This window comes from Lysobacter yananisis (assembly GCF_031199375.1).
GTDB lineage: Bacteria > Pseudomonadota > Gammaproteobacteria > Xanthomonadales > Xanthomonadaceae > Lysobacter > Lysobacter yananisis.
The window spans coordinates 4,485,514-4,503,203 of record NZ_CP133568.1 but is presented as its reverse complement, the minus strand read 5'-3'; the positions used below and the strand labels follow the sequence as shown (position 1 = coordinate 4,503,203).

19 protein-coding genes are annotated in these 17,690 nt (G+C 71.2%); 8 read left to right on the top strand and 11 right to left on the bottom strand.

Annotated features, from left to right (window positions below):
* The first annotated feature begins 9 nt into the window (after positions 1 to 9).
* A complete protein-coding gene (locus tag RDV84_RS18890; RefSeq protein ID WP_309151209.1) occupies positions 10 to 732 on the top strand; it encodes a hypothetical protein in 723 nt (240 codons plus the stop codon).
* Positions 733 to 970: 238 nt separating this feature from the next.
* Here the strand turns inward: RDV84_RS18890 and RDV84_RS18885 are convergent, their stop codons facing one another.
* Together RDV84_RS18885 and RDV84_RS18880 are read right to left on the bottom strand one after the other, a co-directional pair.
* On the bottom strand, positions 971 to 1,807 hold the full coding sequence (locus RDV84_RS18885; protein WP_057947745.1) for a right-handed parallel beta-helix repeat-containing protein: 837 nt from the start codon (positions 1,805 to 1,807) through the stop codon (positions 971 to 973).
* Between the two features lie 150 nt (positions 1,808 to 1,957).
* The gene (locus RDV84_RS18880) at positions 1,958 to 2,767 is read right to left on the bottom strand and encodes a NosD domain-containing protein (RefSeq protein ID WP_309151208.1); all 810 of its coding nucleotides are present in this window, start codon (positions 2,765 to 2,767) and stop codon (positions 1,958 to 1,960) included.
* 368 nt (positions 2,768 to 3,135) lie between these two features.
* On the opposite strand from RDV84_RS18880, the gene RDV84_RS18875 reads away from it, so the two are divergent.
* A complete protein-coding gene (locus RDV84_RS18875) occupies positions 3,136 to 4,005 on the top strand; it encodes an alpha/beta fold hydrolase (protein ID WP_309151207.1) in 870 nt (289 codons plus the stop codon).
* 337 nt (positions 4,006 to 4,342) lie between these two features.
* Here the strand turns inward: RDV84_RS18875 and RDV84_RS18870 are convergent, their stop codons facing one another.
* The 6 genes from RDV84_RS18870 to RDV84_RS18845 form a co-directional block, all read right to left on the bottom strand.
* Positions 4,343 to 5,125 carry a DUF2058 family protein gene (locus RDV84_RS18870; protein ID WP_309151206.1) on the bottom strand — a complete coding sequence of 261 codons (783 nt, stop codon included), beginning with the start codon at positions 5,123 to 5,125 and terminating at the stop codon, positions 4,343 to 4,345.
* 10 nt (positions 5,126 to 5,135) lie between these two features.
* Positions 5,136 to 5,369 carry a SlyX family protein gene (locus RDV84_RS18865; RefSeq protein WP_425606227.1) on the bottom strand — a complete coding sequence of 78 codons (234 nt, stop codon included), beginning with the start codon at positions 5,367 to 5,369 and terminating at the stop codon, positions 5,136 to 5,138.
* A 16-nt stretch (positions 5,370 to 5,385) separates the two neighbouring features.
* Entirely contained in the window at positions 5,386 to 6,729 is a 1,344-nt protein-coding gene (locus tag RDV84_RS18860) for a UDP-glucose dehydrogenase family protein (protein WP_309151205.1), read from the bottom strand.
* 260 nt (positions 6,730 to 6,989) lie between these two features.
* On the bottom strand, positions 6,990 to 7,826 hold the full coding sequence (locus RDV84_RS18855; RefSeq protein ID WP_231783997.1) for an FKBP-type peptidyl-prolyl cis-trans isomerase: 837 nt from the start codon (positions 7,824 to 7,826) through the stop codon (positions 6,990 to 6,992).
* A 130-nt stretch (positions 7,827 to 7,956) separates the two neighbouring features.
* Positions 7,957 to 8,901, bottom strand: a complete 945-nt coding sequence (locus RDV84_RS18850; RefSeq protein ID WP_057947752.1) for an FKBP-type peptidyl-prolyl cis-trans isomerase — start codon at positions 8,899 to 8,901, stop codon at positions 7,957 to 7,959.
* Between the two features lie 248 nt (positions 8,902 to 9,149).
* Positions 9,150 to 9,767, bottom strand: coding sequence for a glutathione peroxidase (locus RDV84_RS18845; RefSeq protein WP_078999690.1), 618 nt, complete (start codon positions 9,765 to 9,767; stop codon positions 9,150 to 9,152).
* A 153-nt stretch (positions 9,768 to 9,920) separates the two neighbouring features.
* Between RDV84_RS18845 and RDV84_RS18840 the strand changes: the two genes are divergently transcribed.
* From RDV84_RS18840 to RDV84_RS18815, 6 genes are all read left to right on the top strand, one after another.
* Positions 9,921 to 10,418: a hypothetical protein gene (locus tag RDV84_RS18840; protein ID WP_309151204.1), complete on the top strand. Its 498-nt coding sequence runs from the start codon at positions 9,921 to 9,923 to the stop codon at positions 10,416 to 10,418.
* Positions 10,419 to 10,421: 3 nt separating this feature from the next.
* The gene (locus tag RDV84_RS18835) at positions 10,422 to 10,814 is read left to right on the top strand and encodes a GntR family transcriptional regulator (RefSeq protein WP_057947755.1); all 393 of its coding nucleotides are present in this window, start codon (positions 10,422 to 10,424) and stop codon (positions 10,812 to 10,814) included.
* On the top strand, positions 10,811 to 11,710 hold the full coding sequence (locus RDV84_RS18830; RefSeq protein WP_309151203.1) for an ABC transporter ATP-binding protein: 900 nt from the start codon (positions 10,811 to 10,813) through the stop codon (positions 11,708 to 11,710). The genes RDV84_RS18835 and RDV84_RS18830 overlap by 4 nt, the downstream gene beginning before the upstream one ends.
* A gap of 83 nt (positions 11,711 to 11,793) precedes the next feature.
* Positions 11,794 to 12,738 (top strand): ABC transporter permease, encoded by a 945-nt coding sequence (locus RDV84_RS18825; RefSeq protein WP_309153755.1) that lies wholly within the window; start codon positions 11,794 to 11,796, stop codon positions 12,736 to 12,738.
* A gap of 110 nt (positions 12,739 to 12,848) precedes the next feature.
* On the top strand, positions 12,849 to 13,628 hold the full coding sequence (locus tag RDV84_RS18820; RefSeq protein WP_078999698.1) for a DUF4097 family beta strand repeat-containing protein: 780 nt from the start codon (positions 12,849 to 12,851) through the stop codon (positions 13,626 to 13,628).
* Between the two features lie 105 nt (positions 13,629 to 13,733).
* The gene (locus RDV84_RS18815; RefSeq protein ID WP_309151202.1) at positions 13,734 to 14,279 is read left to right on the top strand and encodes a hypothetical protein; all 546 of its coding nucleotides are present in this window, start codon (positions 13,734 to 13,736) and stop codon (positions 14,277 to 14,279) included.
* A 42-nt stretch (positions 14,280 to 14,321) separates the two neighbouring features.
* On the opposite strand, the gene yiaA is transcribed toward RDV84_RS18815, so the two are convergent.
* From yiaA to RDV84_RS18800, 3 genes are all read right to left on the bottom strand, one after another.
* Positions 14,322 to 14,753 (bottom strand): inner membrane protein YiaA, encoded by a 432-nt coding sequence (yiaA, locus tag RDV84_RS18810; protein ID WP_078998423.1) that lies wholly within the window; start codon positions 14,751 to 14,753, stop codon positions 14,322 to 14,324.
* A 577-nt stretch (positions 14,754 to 15,330) separates the two neighbouring features.
* Complete coding sequence (locus RDV84_RS18805; protein WP_057947760.1) at positions 15,331 to 15,510, bottom strand: hypothetical protein; 180 nt, start codon at positions 15,508 to 15,510, stop codon at positions 15,331 to 15,333.
* Between the two features lie 537 nt (positions 15,511 to 16,047).
* Positions 16,048 to 17,517 carry a class II fumarate hydratase gene (locus tag RDV84_RS18800; protein WP_123648298.1) on the bottom strand — a complete coding sequence of 490 codons (1,470 nt, stop codon included), beginning with the start codon at positions 17,515 to 17,517 and terminating at the stop codon, positions 16,048 to 16,050.
* Positions 17,518 to 17,690 lie beyond the last annotated feature (173 nt).

Genomic DNA, 17,690 nt, shown 5'->3' with positions numbered 1-17,690 from the left:
ACGTCACGGATGAGCGAAATCCTGTTGCCCGAAGACCTGGCCGACGACGAGTCCCGCGACCCGCGCGGCAACCAGGCCTTCCTCGAAAAGCACGCCGCGCCCGGCCGCATCGGCCTGTGCGGCGGCCGCGACTTCATCAACAAGCTGATCCGCAAGGCGCAGTCGCCGCTGACCGAGGACGGCCACCGCAGCCTGTGGTCGCACGCCTTCGTCTTCAGCGAGCGGCGCGTGGACGGCCAGTGGTGGGTGATCGAGTCCGACCTGGACCTGCGCTACCGGCAGATCCGCCTGGGCGTGCAGGAGAACCGGGTCGCGCGCTACTACGACGCCGAGGCCTTCCCCAACATCGCCGTGCTCGACTTCGGCCTGAGCCCGGAACAGACCCTGCAGGTGCAGCGCGCCGGCCTGGACCTGCTGGCCGGGCTGTCGAGCTATTCGCTCAGCGAGCTGCTCGGCACCATGATGGCGATGCACAGCCGCCGCCTGCGCAAGCGCGGCAACCTGCTGGCCAAGGACGGCGCGCTGTTCTGCTCGGCGCTGGTGCAGCACTGCTACCTCGCCGCCGGCATCGAGTTCCTGCCGGGCGTGCCGGGCAAGAACATCGCCCCGCACGACATCGACGAATCGCCGCTGCCGCACGCGACCCACCGCATCCTGCGCGACCTCGGCGTGTCGAGCGTGCGCGAGATCGGCCATTCGCTGCGCGAGCGGCTGGGCACGGCGTTCGACTGAGCGGCCGGCCCGAGCCTGCCCTCGGGGCCAGCGGCCCGCCTCAACTCCCCGTTCGGGCGCGCTGCCCGCGCGTTAGCTGGCGCCGACGCGAAGCCGCCGGCGCGAAGGCCGGCGGCGGACACGCGATCGTTTCGCCTTTCGCGCGAATCGATTGGCCCGAATCGATTGGCCCGAATCGACTCGTCCGAATCGACGATGCGGTCCCGCGCCGCGCATCGCGCGACGCGGGACCGAGGCCTCACGGGCCGGTCGGCGGCTGCGGCTGCTCGACGTTGTAGCGCGCCACCGAACAGCCGGCGAAGCCCGACGGCTGGACGTTGATGAACACGTTCTCCACGCAGGTCGCATCGACCGCGCCGGTGAGGCCTTCGCCGATCGGCTGACGCGACATGATCGTGTTGTGCACCACCCGCGCGCGCGGCGAGTTGATGAACTGGATCATGCGATGGCCGGCCTCGAAGTCGAGGAACTGGTTGCCGGTGAGCTGCGCATCGGGCGACTCGCCCAGTTCCAGTCCGCCGCGGCCGCGGTAGCCGGCGACGACGTTGTTGGCGATCACCGCGCGCGGCAGGCCGTGCACGCGCAGCGCCGGGCCCCAGTTCGCCTGGTCGCCGCCGTAGCCGATCACCCGGTTGCCGACGATGCGCGCCGGTTCGGCCTGCGGATCGGGCGGCCCGAACGGATTGCCGTGGATGATGATCGGCGTGTCCTGCGCACGCAGCACGGTGTTGTTGAGCAGTTGCGCGCCGCTGCCCACATCGGCCTGGATGCCGTTGGCGAAGCCGTCGACGCGGCAGTTGCGCACCACCACCTTGCCGCCGCCGCGCACCATGATGCCGACGCCGCCGCCGGGACCGCCGCCGGTGGAGGGGTTGACCAGGGTGCGGGTGCGGCAGTCGAGTTCGATGTCGGTGCCGTTGATCTCGATCGGCAGGCTACGGTTGCCGCTCAGGCAGTACTTGCCGGGCGCGGAGATGCCGATCTGGTTCGCCGGCAGGATGGTGTCGCAGGCCAGCGCGTTGGCGCTGAGCAGCAAACCGGCCAGGGCCAGGCCGGTCTTGGAAGTCGATCGCATGCGGTAATCGTCCTTGTCTTGGGAGTGTGTCCGACGCGAATGCGGCGGCGCGGCCATCGCCGCTTCGCCGCCGTCGCGCCTGCATTGTGGCGGCCGCGCATCTCAGCCGGCGCGACCGCCGGTCCGGGCGCCGGCGGTCGTCCGCGGCGCTCAGTCGTTGTTGATCTGATCGACGTTGTGGCGCCGCACCGAGCACAGTTCGAAGCCCGAATCGACGACGTTGACGAACACGTTCTCGATGCAGGTCGCATCGCTCGCGCCGACCAGGCCCTTGGCGCTGACGCCGCGGCGCAGCATCACGGTGTTGTGGACCAGGCGCGCGCGCGGCGATTGCTCCATGCGCACCGCCGCAGCGCCGCCTTCGTTGAGGTCGAGCAGCTGGTTGCCGGTCAGCTGCGCGTCGGCGGCGCGGTTGAGCATGATCGCGGCGTAGCCGCGGAAGCCGGCGACCAGGTTGTTGGTCAGCGCCGGCGCGGGCGAATGGTTGAGCGCGATCGCCCACTCCGAGCCTTCGCGCGCGTCGTAGTAGAAGATCCGGTTGCCGGTCAGCTTGAGGCCGTCGCCGCCGGCGCGGTCGGTGCCGTGCACGGAGATCGCCGGGCCGTTGGCGAGGACGGTGTTGTTGAGCAACTGCGCGTCGGTGTACTGGTCGACCACCATCGACAGGGTCCAGCCGACCAGGCGGCAGTTGCGCACCACCGCGCGGCTGCCGCCGCGCAGGTGCACGCCTTCGTTGACCCAGGGCTCGTCGTCGCGATGGGTCAGGGTGCGGCCGCGGCAGTCCAGCTCGACGTCGCTGGCGTTGATGCGGATCGGGTTTTCGCGATTGGCGGCGAGGCAGTACTTGCCGGGCGCGTCGATGTCGCGCTGCTCGGGCGGCAGCACGGTGTCGCAGGCGAGCGCGGGCGCGGCGAACAGGCTGGCGGCCGCGGCGAACGCGGCCAGGGGCAGGAGGCGCATAAAGTCCTTGTAGGGTTGCAGTCCGTGGGAAGCGCGCCGGCGCGATCCGCCGGGCGCGCGGCGAGTATGCGCAGGCGCGGGTCGCGACGGGAGCGACGGCGCGGTACGGGCTGGTTTTTATTTGTATCGAGCGCGTTTCGCTGCCGCGATGGCCGTCGCTCGCGGTTTCAACGCGAAGCCGGCGCCGGCCGCGACCGCGAACCCGCGCCAGCGCCCTCGCGCGCGCATTCCGGCGCCGGCCGACTCCGCATGGCCGCCACGCCGCAGCCGCCAGCGCGGCGCGCACCGCCCCCGCCGAGCCGCTACCGCCCAACTGTACGCAATGGTATGTTTCGGCCACCGACCGCCCTGCGGGCCCCCGCGCCGCCATGTCCGACCTGCTGCTGTTCTCCCACGCCAACGGCTTTCCGGCCCCGGTCTACCGGGTGATGCTGGAGCAGCTGTCGGCGCGCTACCGGATCGAGCGGCCCGAACGGATCGGCCACGATCCGCGCTATCCGGTGACCCTGGACTGGCCGCACCTGGTCGAAGAACTGGCCGAGCGCGCCGTGGCCGCCGCCGGCGACGCCCGCCGGATCTTCCTGGTCGGCCATTCGCTCGGCGGCTACCTGAGCCTGCTGGCCGCGCACCGGCTCGCCGGCACCGCGCTGGCCGCGCGCCTGGCCGGGGTGGTCATGCTGGATTCGCCGCTGATCGCCGGCTGGCGCGCGCGGCTGGTGCAACTGGGCCGGCGCACCGGCCTGGACAACCTGGTGATGCCGACCCGCGCCACCCTGCAGCGCCGCCACCACTGGCCCGACCGCGCCGCGGTGCGCGCGCACTTCCTGGCCAAGCCGACCTTCGCGCGCTGGGACCAGCGCGTGCTCAACGACTACGTCGAGCACGGCACCCGCGCCGCCGACGACGGCGCGCGCGAGCTGGCGTTCGAGCGCGAGATCGAATACCGCATCTACCGCAGCCTGCCGACCACCTCGCTGAGCGGGCTGGCGCCGCAAGTACGGGTGCCGGTGGGTTTCCTCGCCGGCACCCGCTCGCGCGAGCTGCGCAATGCCGGCGAAGCGGCGACGCGGCGCCTGGTCGGCGAGCGCTGGGCCTGGGTCGAAGGCAGCCACCTGTTCCCGATGGAGCGGCCGCAGCAGACCGCGGCGGCGATCGAGGCGATGCTGGAGCGGATCGCGCCGGCGGCCGCGGAAGCGGACGCGCGCGCGCCGGCGGCCGTCCGCGCCACCGGGACCTGATTGCGCGGATCGTCGCGCGTCGGGGATGGATTGCGGGTTTTCGGGGTTTTCGGGGTTTTCGGGGTTTTCGGGCTGTTCGGGGCGTTCGCGGCAGTCGGCGTGTCGCGGTCGCGGCTTGCGCCGCTCCTACAGGGCGCCATGCCGCCACGTTTCTTCCTGTAGGAGCGGCGCAAGCCGCGACCGCGCCGCCACAACGACGACGAACGCCCGCCACCGCCGCGTCTGTCTCAGCAGCCGACGCCTCACCTGCCGCCCCAAAAGCAAAGGCCGCGACATCCGTCGCGGCCTTCGTCGATACCCTCTCGCGGACAGCGCAACCACCCTGCCCGCCGCGACTTCACCAGACCAGATCGTCCGGCACCTGGTACATCGGATCGGCGTAAGGATCTTCGTCCGCCGGCGCGTTCGGATCGACCTTGAGCGCCACCGCCGGCGGGAAGATTTCCTCGGCCTGGGCCAGCATCGCCGCCGTCACCAGCAGATAGCGGCCTTCCTGCTGCAGCACGCCCAGTTCGCCGGCATTGAGCTGCTTGAGCTGCTCGGCGGTCACGTACACGCGCTTGATCTTGCCGCCGTACGGGAAATGCCGGGCGATGTCGGCGTCGGCGATGTTGAGCGCCTGGTCCTTGAGCAGTTCGGCCAGCCGCGCGCGCGCTTCGCGGCGCAGGCGCGCCTCTTCCTGCTTGGCCTGCTCGGCGGCGATGCGCTCGTCCTTCTCGCGCTGGGCGCGGATCGCGTAGGCCTTGGCCAGGTCGATGTCCTCGCGCGTGGCCGCGCGTCCGCCCTGGCCGGGACGGCCGCCGCGGCCGCGTTCGCCCGGCTTGGCGCCCGCGCGGCCGGCGCCGGCTTCGCCGGGCTTGCCGCCGGGACGGCCCTGGCCGGGCCGCGCGCCGCCGCGCTCTTGGCCGTCGGGCCTGGCTCCGCCGGGCTTGTGTCCGCCGGGACGGCCGTCGCCGCGGGCGGCGCCGTCGGCGCGCGCTTGCGGTTTGCCGCCGTGGGGCTTGCCGCCGGCGCCGGGCTTGCCGCCGCGGCGGTCCTCGCCCTTGCGTTCGTGGCGTTCGGGCTTGGGCGCGGGCTTGAAACCCAGGCCCAGCAATTGGTCGCGCAGGCTATCGCTCATTGCAGGTTCGTCAGTAGTGCGGCGGCGGCGGTTCGCTGCTGGCGTCGCCGGTCAGGGGGCTCGCGGCGAACGCCGCGCGCAGGTGCTTGATCTCTTCGAGCGCGCGATGCAGCAGCAGCGCGTTGCGCGCTTCCTCGCTGCGCGCGGCGGCGAGCGCGTCGCTCAGCTCGGTCAACGCGTGCTCCTGGAACGCCAGGCGCGTTTCCAGGTCGACCAGGCGCTGTTGGATGGGGTCTTCGCTCACGGCGGGGCTCACGGGCTCAGGCGTCGATGCGGATCGAACGGCCGCGGCCGATGCCGTAATAGGCCAGGTCCGCGGCCTCGACTTCGTCGGGATGGTACAGGTTGCGCCCGTCGAAGATCACTGCGTCGGCCAGGGCCTGGCGCACGCGCACGAAATCCGGGCTGCGGAACTGCTTCCACTCGGTCACCACCACCAGCGCGTCGGCGTCGGCCAGCGCGGCGCGCGCCGAATCGCACAGCACCAGGTCCTCACGCTCGCCGAAGATGCGCTGCGCTTCCTCGCTGGCCTCCGGATCGTAAGCGCGGACCTTGGCGCCGGCGTCCCACAACTGCGCCAGCAGGCGCCGGCTGGAGGCCTCGCGCATGTCGTCGGTGTTGGGCTTGAACGCCAGGCCCCACACGGCGAAGGTCTTGTCGCGTACGTCGCCGCCGTAATGGCGCTGGATCAGTTCGAACAGATGGCCCTTCTGGCTGTCGTTGACCGACTCCACCGCATCGAGCAGGCGCGCGCCGTAGCCGTGCTGCTGGGCGGTGCGCGCCAGCGCCTGCACGTCCTTGGGGAAGCACGAGCCGCCGTAACCGGCGCCGGGATAGATGAAGTGCCAGCCGATGCGCGGGTCCGAGCCGATGCCCTGGCGGACCATCTCGATGTCGGCGCCGACTTTCTCGGCGATGTTGGCGATCTCGTTCATGAAACTGATCTTGGTCGCCAGCATCGCGTTGGCCGCGTACTTGGTCAGCTCGGCCGAGCGCACGTCCATGACCACGATGCGTTCGTGGTTGCGGTTGAACGGCGCGTACAGGCGCTTGAGCTTCTCCACCGCGAGCGGGTTGGCCGCGCCGATGACGATGCGGTCCGGGCGCATGCAGTCGTTGACCGCGTCGCCCTCCTTGAGGAATTCGGGATTGGAGGCGACGTCGAACGGCACCTGCGCGCCGCGCGCGGCCAATTCGGCGGCGATGCTCGCCTGGACCTTGTCGGCGGTGCCGACCGGCACGGTCGACTTGTTGACCACGATCACCGGGCGCTCGATGTGGCGGCCGATGGTCTGGGCCACCGCCAGCACGTACTTGAGGTCGGCGCTGCCGTCCTCGTCGGGCGGCGTGCCGACGGCGATGAAGATCAGGTCGCCGTGGGCGATCGCGCCGGCGGCGTCGGTGGTGAAGTGCAGGCGGCCGGCGGCGTGGTTGGCCTTGACCATCGGCTCCAGGCCCGGCTCGTAGATCGGGATCGCGCCGCGGTTGAGGCCCTCGACCTTGGCCTGGTCGATGTCGACGCAGACCACGTCGTGACCGACGTCGGCCAGGCAGGTGCCGGTGACCAGGCCCACATAGCCGGTGCCGAAGATGGTGACGCGCATTGCTGTGTTCCTTGGTGTAGCGGGATCGATGGACGCGGGCCGCGCGGATGGCGCGGGCCCCGGTCCGGCGCGGCGGTGCCGGCGGGACCCCGGCGCCGGCGCCGGTTGCCGCAAGGGTATGGGGACGCGGGCCGCGCTGCAAAAGCCGCCGCTGCCGCGCCGCCTCCCGGGCGAGGCGTCCCGGCGGGCCATCCCGCCGGGAACGCGCGCGGTCGCGGCCTCGGCGCGAGGATCGCGCGCCGAGGCCGCCGTCGGGCCGCTTAGTGCTTGTCCGGACCGGCGCCCGCCGCCGCGCCGGGGCCGGCGCCGGCCGCGTCGGGCTTGACGATGTCGAGCAGTTCCACGTCGAACACCAGGGTCGCGTTCGGGCCGATCGGGCCGCCCGGGGTGCCCTGCTCGCCGTAGCCGAGCTTGGCCGGGATCCACAGCTTGAACTTGCTGCCGACCGGCATCAGCGCGATGCCTTCCTGCCAGCCCGGCACCACCGCGCCGAGCGGGAACACCGCCGGCTCGTTGCGATCGTAGGAGCTGTCGAAGGTCTTGCCGTCCAGGGTGGTGCCCTTGTAGTGCACGCGGACCGTGTCGGAGGCCTTGGGCTTGGCGCCCTTGCCCTCGCTGACGATCTGGTACTGCAGGCCCGAGGCGGTGGTCACCACGCCGGCCTTCTTGCCGTTGGTGGCGAGGAATTTCTCGCCCTCTTCCTGGTTCTTCTTGGCCGTCGCCATCATCTTCTCGACCTGCTTGTTGCGCACGGTCTCCTGCAGGCGCTGGCGGATCTGCATCGCTTCCTCGTCGGTCAGCGCAGCCTTCTCGCCCTTCATGCTGGCCTGCATCGCCTTCTGCAGCACGGCCAGGTCGATGTCGTCCTTGAGCAGCTCCAGCGAACGGCCCATGTCCATGCCGATCAAGTAGCTGTTCTGCTCCTTCTCGGTCTTCATGCCGCCCAGGACCTTGACGTCCTTGGCGGCGTCGGCCGCCTTGTCGCCGCTCTTGGCGTCGGCCGCGGCCTTGTCGCCGGCCGGCTTGCCGGCCTGGTCGCAGCCCGCGGCGAACAGCGCGGCCGAGGCCACGGCGATCGCCAGGGCGGTGTTACGCATGAAAGGCTTCATCAAACTGCACTCCTGAAAAGACTGGAAGACCGGAAGGTGGGTGGCCGGCCGGACAAGCTGCCCGGCAGCGGCTGAACGTTGCTTCACGCGCCGCGCGCGAACGCGCGGCGCGTGGGGATCACAGGATGTCGAGCAGTTCGACCTCGAAGGTCAGCACGGCGTTGGGGCCGATGCTCGGCGGCGCGCCGTTCGGGCCGTAGGCCAGCTCGGACGGAATCCAGAACTTGAACTTGCTGCCCACCGGCATCATCGCCAGGCCTTCCTGCCAGCCCTGGATCACGCCGTTGACCGGGAATTCGGCCGGCTGGCCGCGATCGTAGGAACTGTCGAAGGTCTTGCCGTCCAGCAGCGTGCCCTTGTAGTTCACGCTGACCTTGTCGGTCGGCTTGGGACGCTCGCCCGAGCCCTGGCGCAGGATCATGTACTGCAGGCCCGAACCGGTCGAGAACACGCCCTTGACCTTCTTGTTCTCCTCGAGGAACGCCTTGCCTTCCTTGAGGTTCTTGTCGCCGGCCGCGGCCGCGTCGGCCTTGGCCTTGGCCTGCATGCGCTCGCTGAAGTTGGTCAGCACGGTGCGCGCGTCGCCCTCGGCCAGCAGCGGCTTGCCGCCGCCGAGCGCGGTGCGCACGGCCTGGGCCAGCACCGGCAGGTCGATCTCGGATTTGATCTGCTGCAGGGCCGGGCCGACCATGAAGGTGCCGATCATCAGGCCGACCTTGGCCTTGTCGACCGCCGGCGGCGGCGTGCCCGGCGGGGTGCCCTGGGCCGGCTTGCCCTCGCGCGAGGCGATGCGCGCGCGCAGCGCGGTGTCGACGGTGCGGGCCTCGTCCTGGGTGATCAGCGGCTTGCCGCCGTCGAACACGTTCTTGACCGCCTTTTCGAACGCCGCGGCGTCGAGGTCGGGGCCGACCGGCTTGAGCGAGGACGCCACGTCCATGCCGATGGCGTAGCTGATTTTTTCGCGGTCGTTGGCGAGCACGGATTTGTCCTGGGCAGAGGCGGCGCCAGCGAACAGCGCCGCGGTGGTCATCAACACGGCCGCGCCGCGCACGAAGGGCTTCATTAGGGTCCCGCTCCTGGTGTCCTGGGTGTCGAACTTGCAATCGGATGACGCGCCGCCGCGCGGCGCGAGCCCGCCATTGTCGCGGGCGCGGCCGTGGGCGGCAACGCTCCAGTGTGACGGCGGACCGGCGTTTTAGTTCCGCCGCGGCGCCGGCGGCGGCGCGGGGAAACCTGACCGGGCGCCCAGATCGCCGCGCGCCCGCCGTCGGCGGCGCCCGCGCGGACGATCCGTGCGCGCTCGCGGCGCGATCAGCGCGCCGCGGCCGCCTTCGGCGCCGGCGCCGCCAGGGCGCGCTCGATCGCCGCGACCACCGCCGGATCGTCCGGCGTGGTCTTGCTGCCGTAGCTGGCGATCAGCTTGCCGTCGCGGCCGATCAGGTACTTGTGGAAGTTCCACTTCGGCGCCTCGCCGCCGGCGGCCTTGGCCAGGTCCTTGTACAGCGGCGTGGCCTGCTCGCCGACCACGTGCACCTTCTCGAACATCGGGAACTTGACCCCGTAGGTCAGCGTGCAGAACTCCTGGATCTGCTTCTCGTCCTCGAATTCCTGGGCCTTGAAGTCGCCGGACGGGAAGCCGAGCACGGCGAAGCCGCGCGCCTTGTACTTGGCGTGCAGGCCTTCCAGCGCCTCGAACTGCGGGGTGAAGCCGCATTTGCTGGCGGTGTTGACCACCAGCACGACGTCGCCGGCGTAGGTCTTGGACAGCTCGACCGGCTGCTTGCCGGCCAGCGGGCGGTAACTGCGGTCGAGCAGGCCGCCGGCGGCGGCCGCGGCCGCGCCGGCGGCGAGCGCCAGGCCCAGCGCCAGCGCGACGGCGGCGCGGCGGCGGGTCCGGGAGGGGGAATGCGAGGGGGCGACAGCGGACATGGCAGGCCTCGGTGACAGGGGGAGGGCCCGGCGGACGGGCCGCGGCGGGAACCGGACCAGTATGACTTTAGTTGGGTCGGCGGCGATTGACGCGACGTGTTTAGGTGTTATAGTTGCATACAACACCGGCCCACTAAAGAGCAGGACGTTCATATGAACCGCAAGCTCCATAACTCGATTTCGGCCCTGATGGCCGCCGGCGGCGCGCTGGTGCTGGGCCTGGTGGTCGCCCTGCCCCTGCCCGCCCCCGATGCCGCCCCGGCGCCGCGGCTGACCGAATTCGCCGCCGACGCGCCGGCCACCCGCCCGATCGAAGTCGACCTGGGCACGGTCAAGGCCCGGATCAGCTTCGACCGCGCCTTCCTCGCCCGCGCCCAGGCCCGTTCCGGCGACGTCGCCGGCGCGATGCGCAAGATCGAGCAGCGCGCCTCGCAGCTGGAGAACGCCGAACGCGCCAGCGAACTGGCCAGCCTGGCCGGCGCGCTGGCCGGCGACGTCGGCGACCTGGCCGCGCTGGCCAACGCCATCGCCCCCGCCGCACCCGCCGCCGCGGAACCGGCGGCCGAACCCACGCGCAAGGCGTCCCGCGCCGCGCGCCGCAACCGCAGCAATCTCGTTATGCCCTATTTCTCCTTCCTGTCGCGGGGCTGAGCCATGACCGCAATCCAATGGAGCGACGGCGCTCCGATCTATCGCCAGCTCAAGGAGCGCGTCGTCGCCATGATGCTCGACGGCGTGCTCAAGCCGGGCGACGCCCTGCCTTCCGTGCGCCAGGTCGCCGCCGAATACCAACTCAATCCCATCACCGTCTCGCGCGCCTACCAAGAATTGGCCGACGAGGCGCTGGTCGAAAAACGCCGAGGCCTGGGCATGTACGTGACCGAAGAAGCCGCGAAGAAACTGCTCCTCAACGAGCGCGACCGCTTCCTGCGCGAGGAATGGCCGCTGGTGCTCGAACGCATCGCCCGGCTCGGCCTGCGCGCCGAGGAACTGCTGGCCGGCGAACCGGCCGCCACCAACGGCAGCCACAAGGCGGACGCCCCATGACCCACTCCCTGCATACCCCGCCCCTGCGCGACGCCGCCGGCGCCGTGGTCCGCGCCCGCGGCCTGCGCAAGACCTACCGCAACAAGGCCGCGCTCGCCGGCACCGATTTCGACATCCCCGCCGGCCGCATCGTCGGCCTGATCGGCCCCAACGGCGCCGGCAAGACCACCGCGCTCAAGGCGGTGCTCGGCCTGACCGCGTTCGAAGGCGAACTGTCGGTGCTCGGGCTGGACCCGCGCACCCAGCGCGACGAGCTGATGCGCGAGGTCTGCTTCATCGCCGACGTGGCGGTGCTGCCGCGCTGGCTGCGGGTGCGCGAGGCGATCGAATTCGTCGCCGGCGTGCATCCGCGCTTCGACCGGGCCAAGTGCGAACGCTTCCTGCACGGCACCCAGCTCAAGCCCGACCTGCGCGTGCGCGAGATGTCCAAGGGCATGATCGTGCAGCTCCACCTGGCGCTGGTGATGGCGATCGACGCGCGCCTGCTGGTGCTCGACGAACCGACCCTGGGCCTGGACATCCTCTACCGCAAGCAGTTCTACCAGCGCCTGCTGGAAGACTACTTCGACGAGAACAAGACCATCGTGGTCACCACCCACCAGGTCGAGGAGATCGAACACATCCTCACCGACGTGATGTTCATCCGCGACGGCAAGATCGTGCTGGACTGCCCGATGGAGAACGTCGGGGAGCGCTTCGTCGAGGTGTTGGTCGACCGCGACAAGGCCGAGCATGCGCGCACGCTCGGGCCGCTGGACGAACGCGCCTTGCCGTTCGGCAAGACCGTGATGCTGTTCGACGGCGTCGCCGCCGCCCAGCTCGACGGCCTCGGCGAGACCCGCACGCCGGGCCTGGCCGACCTGTTCGTCGCCACCATGAAGGGGACCTACGCATGAACGCCGCCACCGACGACTATTCCGCAAGCACCGCCGCCGTCCCCCGCGCGGCCGCCGCGATCGCCCCGTCGCGGGTCTTCCTGATGCTGCTCAAGCGCGAATTCTGGGAACACCGCGGCGGCTTCCTGTGGGGCCCGCTGATCGCCGGCGCCATCGCCATCGTCTTCACCGTGCTCGGCGTGATCGGCGGTTCGGTGCTGTTCCGCAAGGTCGCCAACGAACGCGGCGAAGGCATCAACTTCGAGATGAGCGGCGGCGAGATCGGCCGCGCCGGCAGCATCGGCGACGCCGCCCTGGCCGGCGGCCTGGGCATGGTCTGCCTGGTGTTCGTGTTCGTGGTGTTCTTCTACGCACTGGGCTCGATCTACGACGAACGCAAGGACCGCAGCATCCTGTTCTGGAAGTCGCTGCCGGTCTCCGACACCCAGGCGGTGCTGTCCAAGCTGGTGTGGGCGCTGCTGCTGGCGCCGCTGCTGGCCGCGGCGATCGGCCTGGCGGTGGGCCTGGTGATGTGGGTGTTGGCGTGGCTGGCGGCGGTGCTCAACGGCTTCCCCGGCGCCGGCGCGATCTTCACCCAGGCCCATCCGTTCCGGTTGCTCGCCGAACTGGCGGTGTCGGTGCCGGTGTACGCGCTGTGGGCGCTACCGACCGTCGGCTGGCTGATGCTGTGCTCGGCCTGGGCGCGCAGCGTGCCCTTCGTCTGGGCGGTGGTGATCCCGCTGCTGGCCTGCGTGTTCGTCAGTTTCCTCGACATCATGCCGGGCATCGAGATCCCGCACGGCGCGATCTGGTACACGGTGGCGCTGCGCGGCCTGCTCAGCGTGGTGCCGGGCACCTGGTTCCTGCACGAGCAAATGAACGGCGACGCCCAGCAGGCCGCGCTTAAGGGCACCGAGGCGCTGAGCCAGCTGGATTCGGTCAATAGCCTGCACGTGCTGGCCACCGCCGACCTGTGGATCGGCGCGGCGCTCGGCGCGGCGATGATCTACGCCGCGATCCGCCTGCGCCGCTGGCGCGACGACGGCTGAGCCGCAGCCGGCCGGCGGGGGCGGTCGCGATCGAACGCGACCGGGCTTTCAACCCTGCCGGCCCCCAGCGCATCCCAGCCTTACCTTTCGTTCCTGCCCAGGACCTCGCCATGCGCTTCCCGCCTTACGCTCGCCCCTTGCTCGCCCTGCTCTGCGCCGCGCTGTTGCCCGGCGCGGCCTTCGCCGCCGACCGCTGCGACAACGCCCAGCCGCGCAATCTCGCGCTGGATCTGCGCGGCGTGGAGGCGGTGGTGTTCGAGATCGGCTCCGACGACCTGATCGTGGAGGGCGGCAACGGCGCGCCCGCGGTCGCCGGCCATGCCTGCGCCAGCAACCCCGCCGACCTCGCCGGCCTGACCCTGAGCCAGCGCCGCGAAGGCAACAAGCTGGTGGTGACCGCCGAGCACGCCAAGCGCATCGGCCTGAACTTCAACGGCCAGCGCTACATGCGCCTGCACGCGAGCGTGCCGCAGAACCTGCGCGTGCAGCTCAAGGTCGGCTCCGGCGACGCCTCGGTGCGCAACGTCGCCGCGCTCAGCGCCGACGTGAATTCCGGCGACATCGCCGTCGAGAACGTGCGCGGCCTGACCGTGGCCTCGGTCGGTTCCGGCGACATCGTGCTGCGCGACATCGGCCCGCTGCAGATCGTCAGCCTCGGCTCGGGCGACCTGAAGGCGCGCAACGTCGGCGGCGACGTCAGGATCGGCACGGTCGGTTCCGGCGACGTCGAGCTCGACCAGGTCGCCGGATCGGTCACCCTCGACCGCATCGGCTCGGGCGATCTGGAAGTCGACGGCGTGCGCGGCGACCTGCGCGTGGCCCGGGTCGGCAGCGGTTCGGTCAAGCACCGCGGCGTGTCCGGCCGGGTCGACGTGCCCAAGCAGGACTGACCGGCGCGCATCGATGCGGGCGGCGCGCCGTCCGCATCGACGCAGCAAGCTTCGTCCGCCTTTTCCTCTCTTTTCCGATCACGCGCTTCGTCCGGAGCCCCGCCCATGACCGCCCGCACCGTTCCCGTCGCCGCCCTGCTCGCCGCCGCGCTCGCGGCCGCCTTCGCCGGCGCCTGTTCGCGCCAGCCCGACGGCGGCGTGCAGGTGTCGGTGATCGATCACATCTCGATGGACGGCGACAAGGTGCTGTTGCGCGCCGCCGGCCGCAGCGCGCAGATCGGCCCCGACGGCGCCATCGCCATCGACGGCGGCGCGCTGGCGCTGACGCCGGCGCAGCAGGCGCTCGGCCGCGAGTTCTACCAACAGGCCACGGGCATGCGCCGCGACGGCGCCGCGATGGGCAAGGCCGGCGCGGCGATGGCCGGACAGGCCCTGAGCACCGTGGCCCGGGACCTGCGCGACGGCAACACCGACCAGACCGAGGCCAAGATCCAGGCCGAAGCGGCCAAGCTGGAAGCCCAAGCGCTGCAACTGTGCCAGCGCGCGCAGGCGCTGCGCGACGCGCAACAACGGCTGAGCGCGGCGTTGCCGCAGTTCGAACCGTTCGCGCGCCTCGCCGCCGGCGTCGGCGACGACTGCCGCAAGCGCTGAGCGCACCGCCGCGACCGGCCGCCGGCCGGTCGCGGCGCCGGATCAGTCGAAGCTGCGCTCTTCCACCCGTTCGCCGCCGTCGCCGCTGTCGCGGGTGTTCTTCTGCACCGCGATCGCCGCGAACAGGCTCATCGCATAGGCCATGGCGTAGAAGCCCTTCTCGCTGAAGGCGAGCTCGGCGTTCCACAGGCCGACGAACAGCAGGGTCAGCGCGGTGACCACCGAGAACCAGGCCAGGCCGTAGTAGATGTTGGTGACCGGGATCCCTTCCATCCGGTCGCGCACCGACTTCTGCACCGACACGGCCGCGAACAGGCCGTACAGCAGCAGGGTCAGGTAATAACCCTTCTCGTTGAGCTGCATGGTCGACGCGTTCCACAGGCCGACCAGATAGGCCAGCGAGCCGAGCAGCAACGCGCCCCACGAGGCGCCGACGAACGCCGCGGTGGGCTTGCGGGAGATGGCACGGTTCATTGCATCGCTTCCTTGAGTGAGTAGCGGCCGGCGCACGCCAGAGATCCGCCGCCCGCGCGGGCGGCTTGCCGTGCGGACGCTCCCAGCCCGCGCCGGCACTATGCCAAGCGCCGCGGCGGCTGTCATCCGCGCGCCGGCGGGCGCCGCGCTGCGTTGCGCAGGCGCGGCACACGCCGTGCGCCATGCGCGGCGAACAATACCGGCGCGGATACCCTGCGCGCGGCCGGCCAGCGGCACGCGCGATACAGACGTTTTCACAAAAACGGGCGTCGGCGCGATGCGCTCGCGGACGTCGCGGCGCTGCCGCGGCCTGCGTTGCCAGCAGGCAGGCGCCGGCGGGAAGAAACAAAACCCCGCACGCTCACAAAATACGTGCGAAAAACCGGGAATCCGGTCAACGGGGCGGCAGCGAACCAGCGCGGCCGGACCGAACCATCGCTCGGGCGAGCCAAGATCGCCCGCTCCAACGCCGCCCCCGGCCACAGGCCCAGCGCCGGCTCCGGCGCATGTGGCGCGGCCGCGAGCGCCGTCGCGGCGCGCGGGCCCGGACCGGGCGATCCCGGTCCGGGACGCAGCCTCAGTGCGCGGTGCGGACGCTGGCGACGGCGACCTTGGCCGCGTCCACCGCGGCCGGAGCCGCGCGTGCGCTCAGGTCGACGTGGGCGTCGTCGAAGTAGGGAATCGACTGCGGCTTGCAGGCGGCGCAGGCCAGCAGCGAGACGATGGCGGCGTACCGAAGGAAACGATTGGACTTCATGAGCGAGGCTCCATTAGTTATGGCTGGCCGGGCGGCCAGGGGCTGCGGGGAAACTCGTGCGCGCGCCGCATCCTGTGTCGCGCGAACGACAGTTACTTCAAACCCGCCGCGGCTGATCCGTGATGACCGCAGGGTTACCGCTCAATAACCCCGCGCCCGCGCCGGACCGCGACGGACGTTTTACGGCGGCCGAAACCGCCGGTTTCCCGCGGCGATGCCGTACCGCGGCATCGCTGCGGGGTCGCGGGCCTGGACGCCGGCGCGGACCGCGCCCTCGCACGGTCCGGCGGAGGCGCCGGAGAATCCGGCCGCACCCGCGTTGCGGCGCCCCTGCCCGCCCCGGTTGGAATATTATCCGCGCTCGCGCTTGGATATTCCTCCCGAACGGCGAGGATATACAGGCGCATGCGCCTGAAAATCCCACGCCGGTCGCGAAACTAAATGCTGGAACATTCTGCGCCGAGGTTTCCCCCGCCTGCAGCGCAGCGATCGATGCGATTGTGCATCAAATCGCGCGCCGCGCGAACGCCGCCGCGCTCAGCCGCCCCCGCCGCCCCCGCCGGCGCGGATGCCGCCGCGGGTCAGCGCGGCCGGATCGAGCAGCTTGCGCAGCTGTTTCTCGCTCAAACCGCTGTCCTGCAGCGCCACCTCCAGCACCGGCCGGGCCTCCTTGTAGGCGCGCTTGGCGATCGCGGCGGCCTTCTCGTAGCCGATGATCGGATTGAGCGCGGTGACCAGGATCGGGTTGCGGTCCAGCGCTTCGCGCACGTGCGCCTCGCGCACCTTGAGCCCGGCGATGGCGCTGTCGGCCAGCAGCGGCATCGCGCGCGCGAGCAGGCGGATCGAATCGAGCAGGTCGTAGGCGATCAGCGGCAGCATCACGTTGAGCTGGAAATTGCCGCTCTGCCCGGCGATGGTGATCGCGGTGTGGTGGCCCATGACCTGGGCGCAGACCATCGCCAGCGCTTCCGGGATCACCGGGTTGACCTTGCCCGGCATGATCGAGCTGCCCGGCTGCAGCGCCGGCAGTTCGATCTCGCCCAGGCCGGCGAGCGGGCCGGAATTCATCCAGCGCAGGTCGTTGGCGATCTTGGTCAGCGCCACCGCCAGCGCGCTGAGCTGGCCGGACAGTTCGACCGCGTCGTCCTGCGAGGCCAGGCCCTCGAACTTGTCCGCGGCCGATTCGAAGCGCACTCCGCCGGCGGCGCTGAGCGCCTTGGCCACGGCTTTGCCGAAGCGCGGATCGGCGTTGATGCCGGTGCCGATCGCGGTGCCGCCGATCGGCAGCCGGCGCAGCCGCCGCAGCGCGTCTTCGATGCGCTGCTGGGCCGAATCCAGCTGCGCCGCCCAGGCGCCGAACTCCTGGCCGAAGGTCAGCGGCATCGCGTCCATCAGGTGGGTGCGGCCGGTCTTGACCGTGCGGCCGAGCTCCTTGGCGCGGCGCTCGATGGTCTTGCGCAGGTGCTTGAGCGCCGGCAGCAGGTGCTCGTGCACCGCCAGCGCCGCCGACACCCGGATCGCGGTCGGGATGGTGTCGTTGGAGCTCTGGCCGAGGTTGACGTGATCGTTGGGGTGGATCGCGTGCTTGCCCGAGCGCGAAGCCAGGGTCGCGATGACCTCGTTGGCGTTCATGTTGCTCGAGGTGCCCGAACCGGTCTGGTAGACGTCGATCGGGAACTGCGCGTCGAAGCCGCCGTCGGCGACCTCGCGCGCGGCCTGGGCGATGGCCTCGGCCGCGCCCGGGTCGAGCAGGCCGAAACCGCCGTTGACCTGCGCCGCGGCCGCCTTGACCAGGGCCAGCGCGCGGATGAACTCGCGCGGCATCGGCTGGCCGGAGATCGGGAAGTTCTGCACCGCGCGCTGGGTCTGCGCGCCCCACAAGGCCGCGGCCGGGACGCTGAGTTCGCCCATGCTGTCGTGTTCGAGGCGGTAGCCCGCGGCCGCGCCGCCGGTCTTGCCGGCCGCCGCGCGTTCGCCGCGGGCCGGGGTCTTGCGTTTGCTCGCCATTGCCAACTCCGTTTGAGTCGTAGGGGACGTTCGTCGAATAACGTGCGCGGCGGCATCGCCGCGCATCGCCGTGATCGGTCCGCACGCGCACCGGAGGTGTCGAGATCCCGGACGCGGCGGCCTGGCTGGCTGGATTCCGCTGGCGGCGCCCATGATCGCCGCGGTCGCGGCGG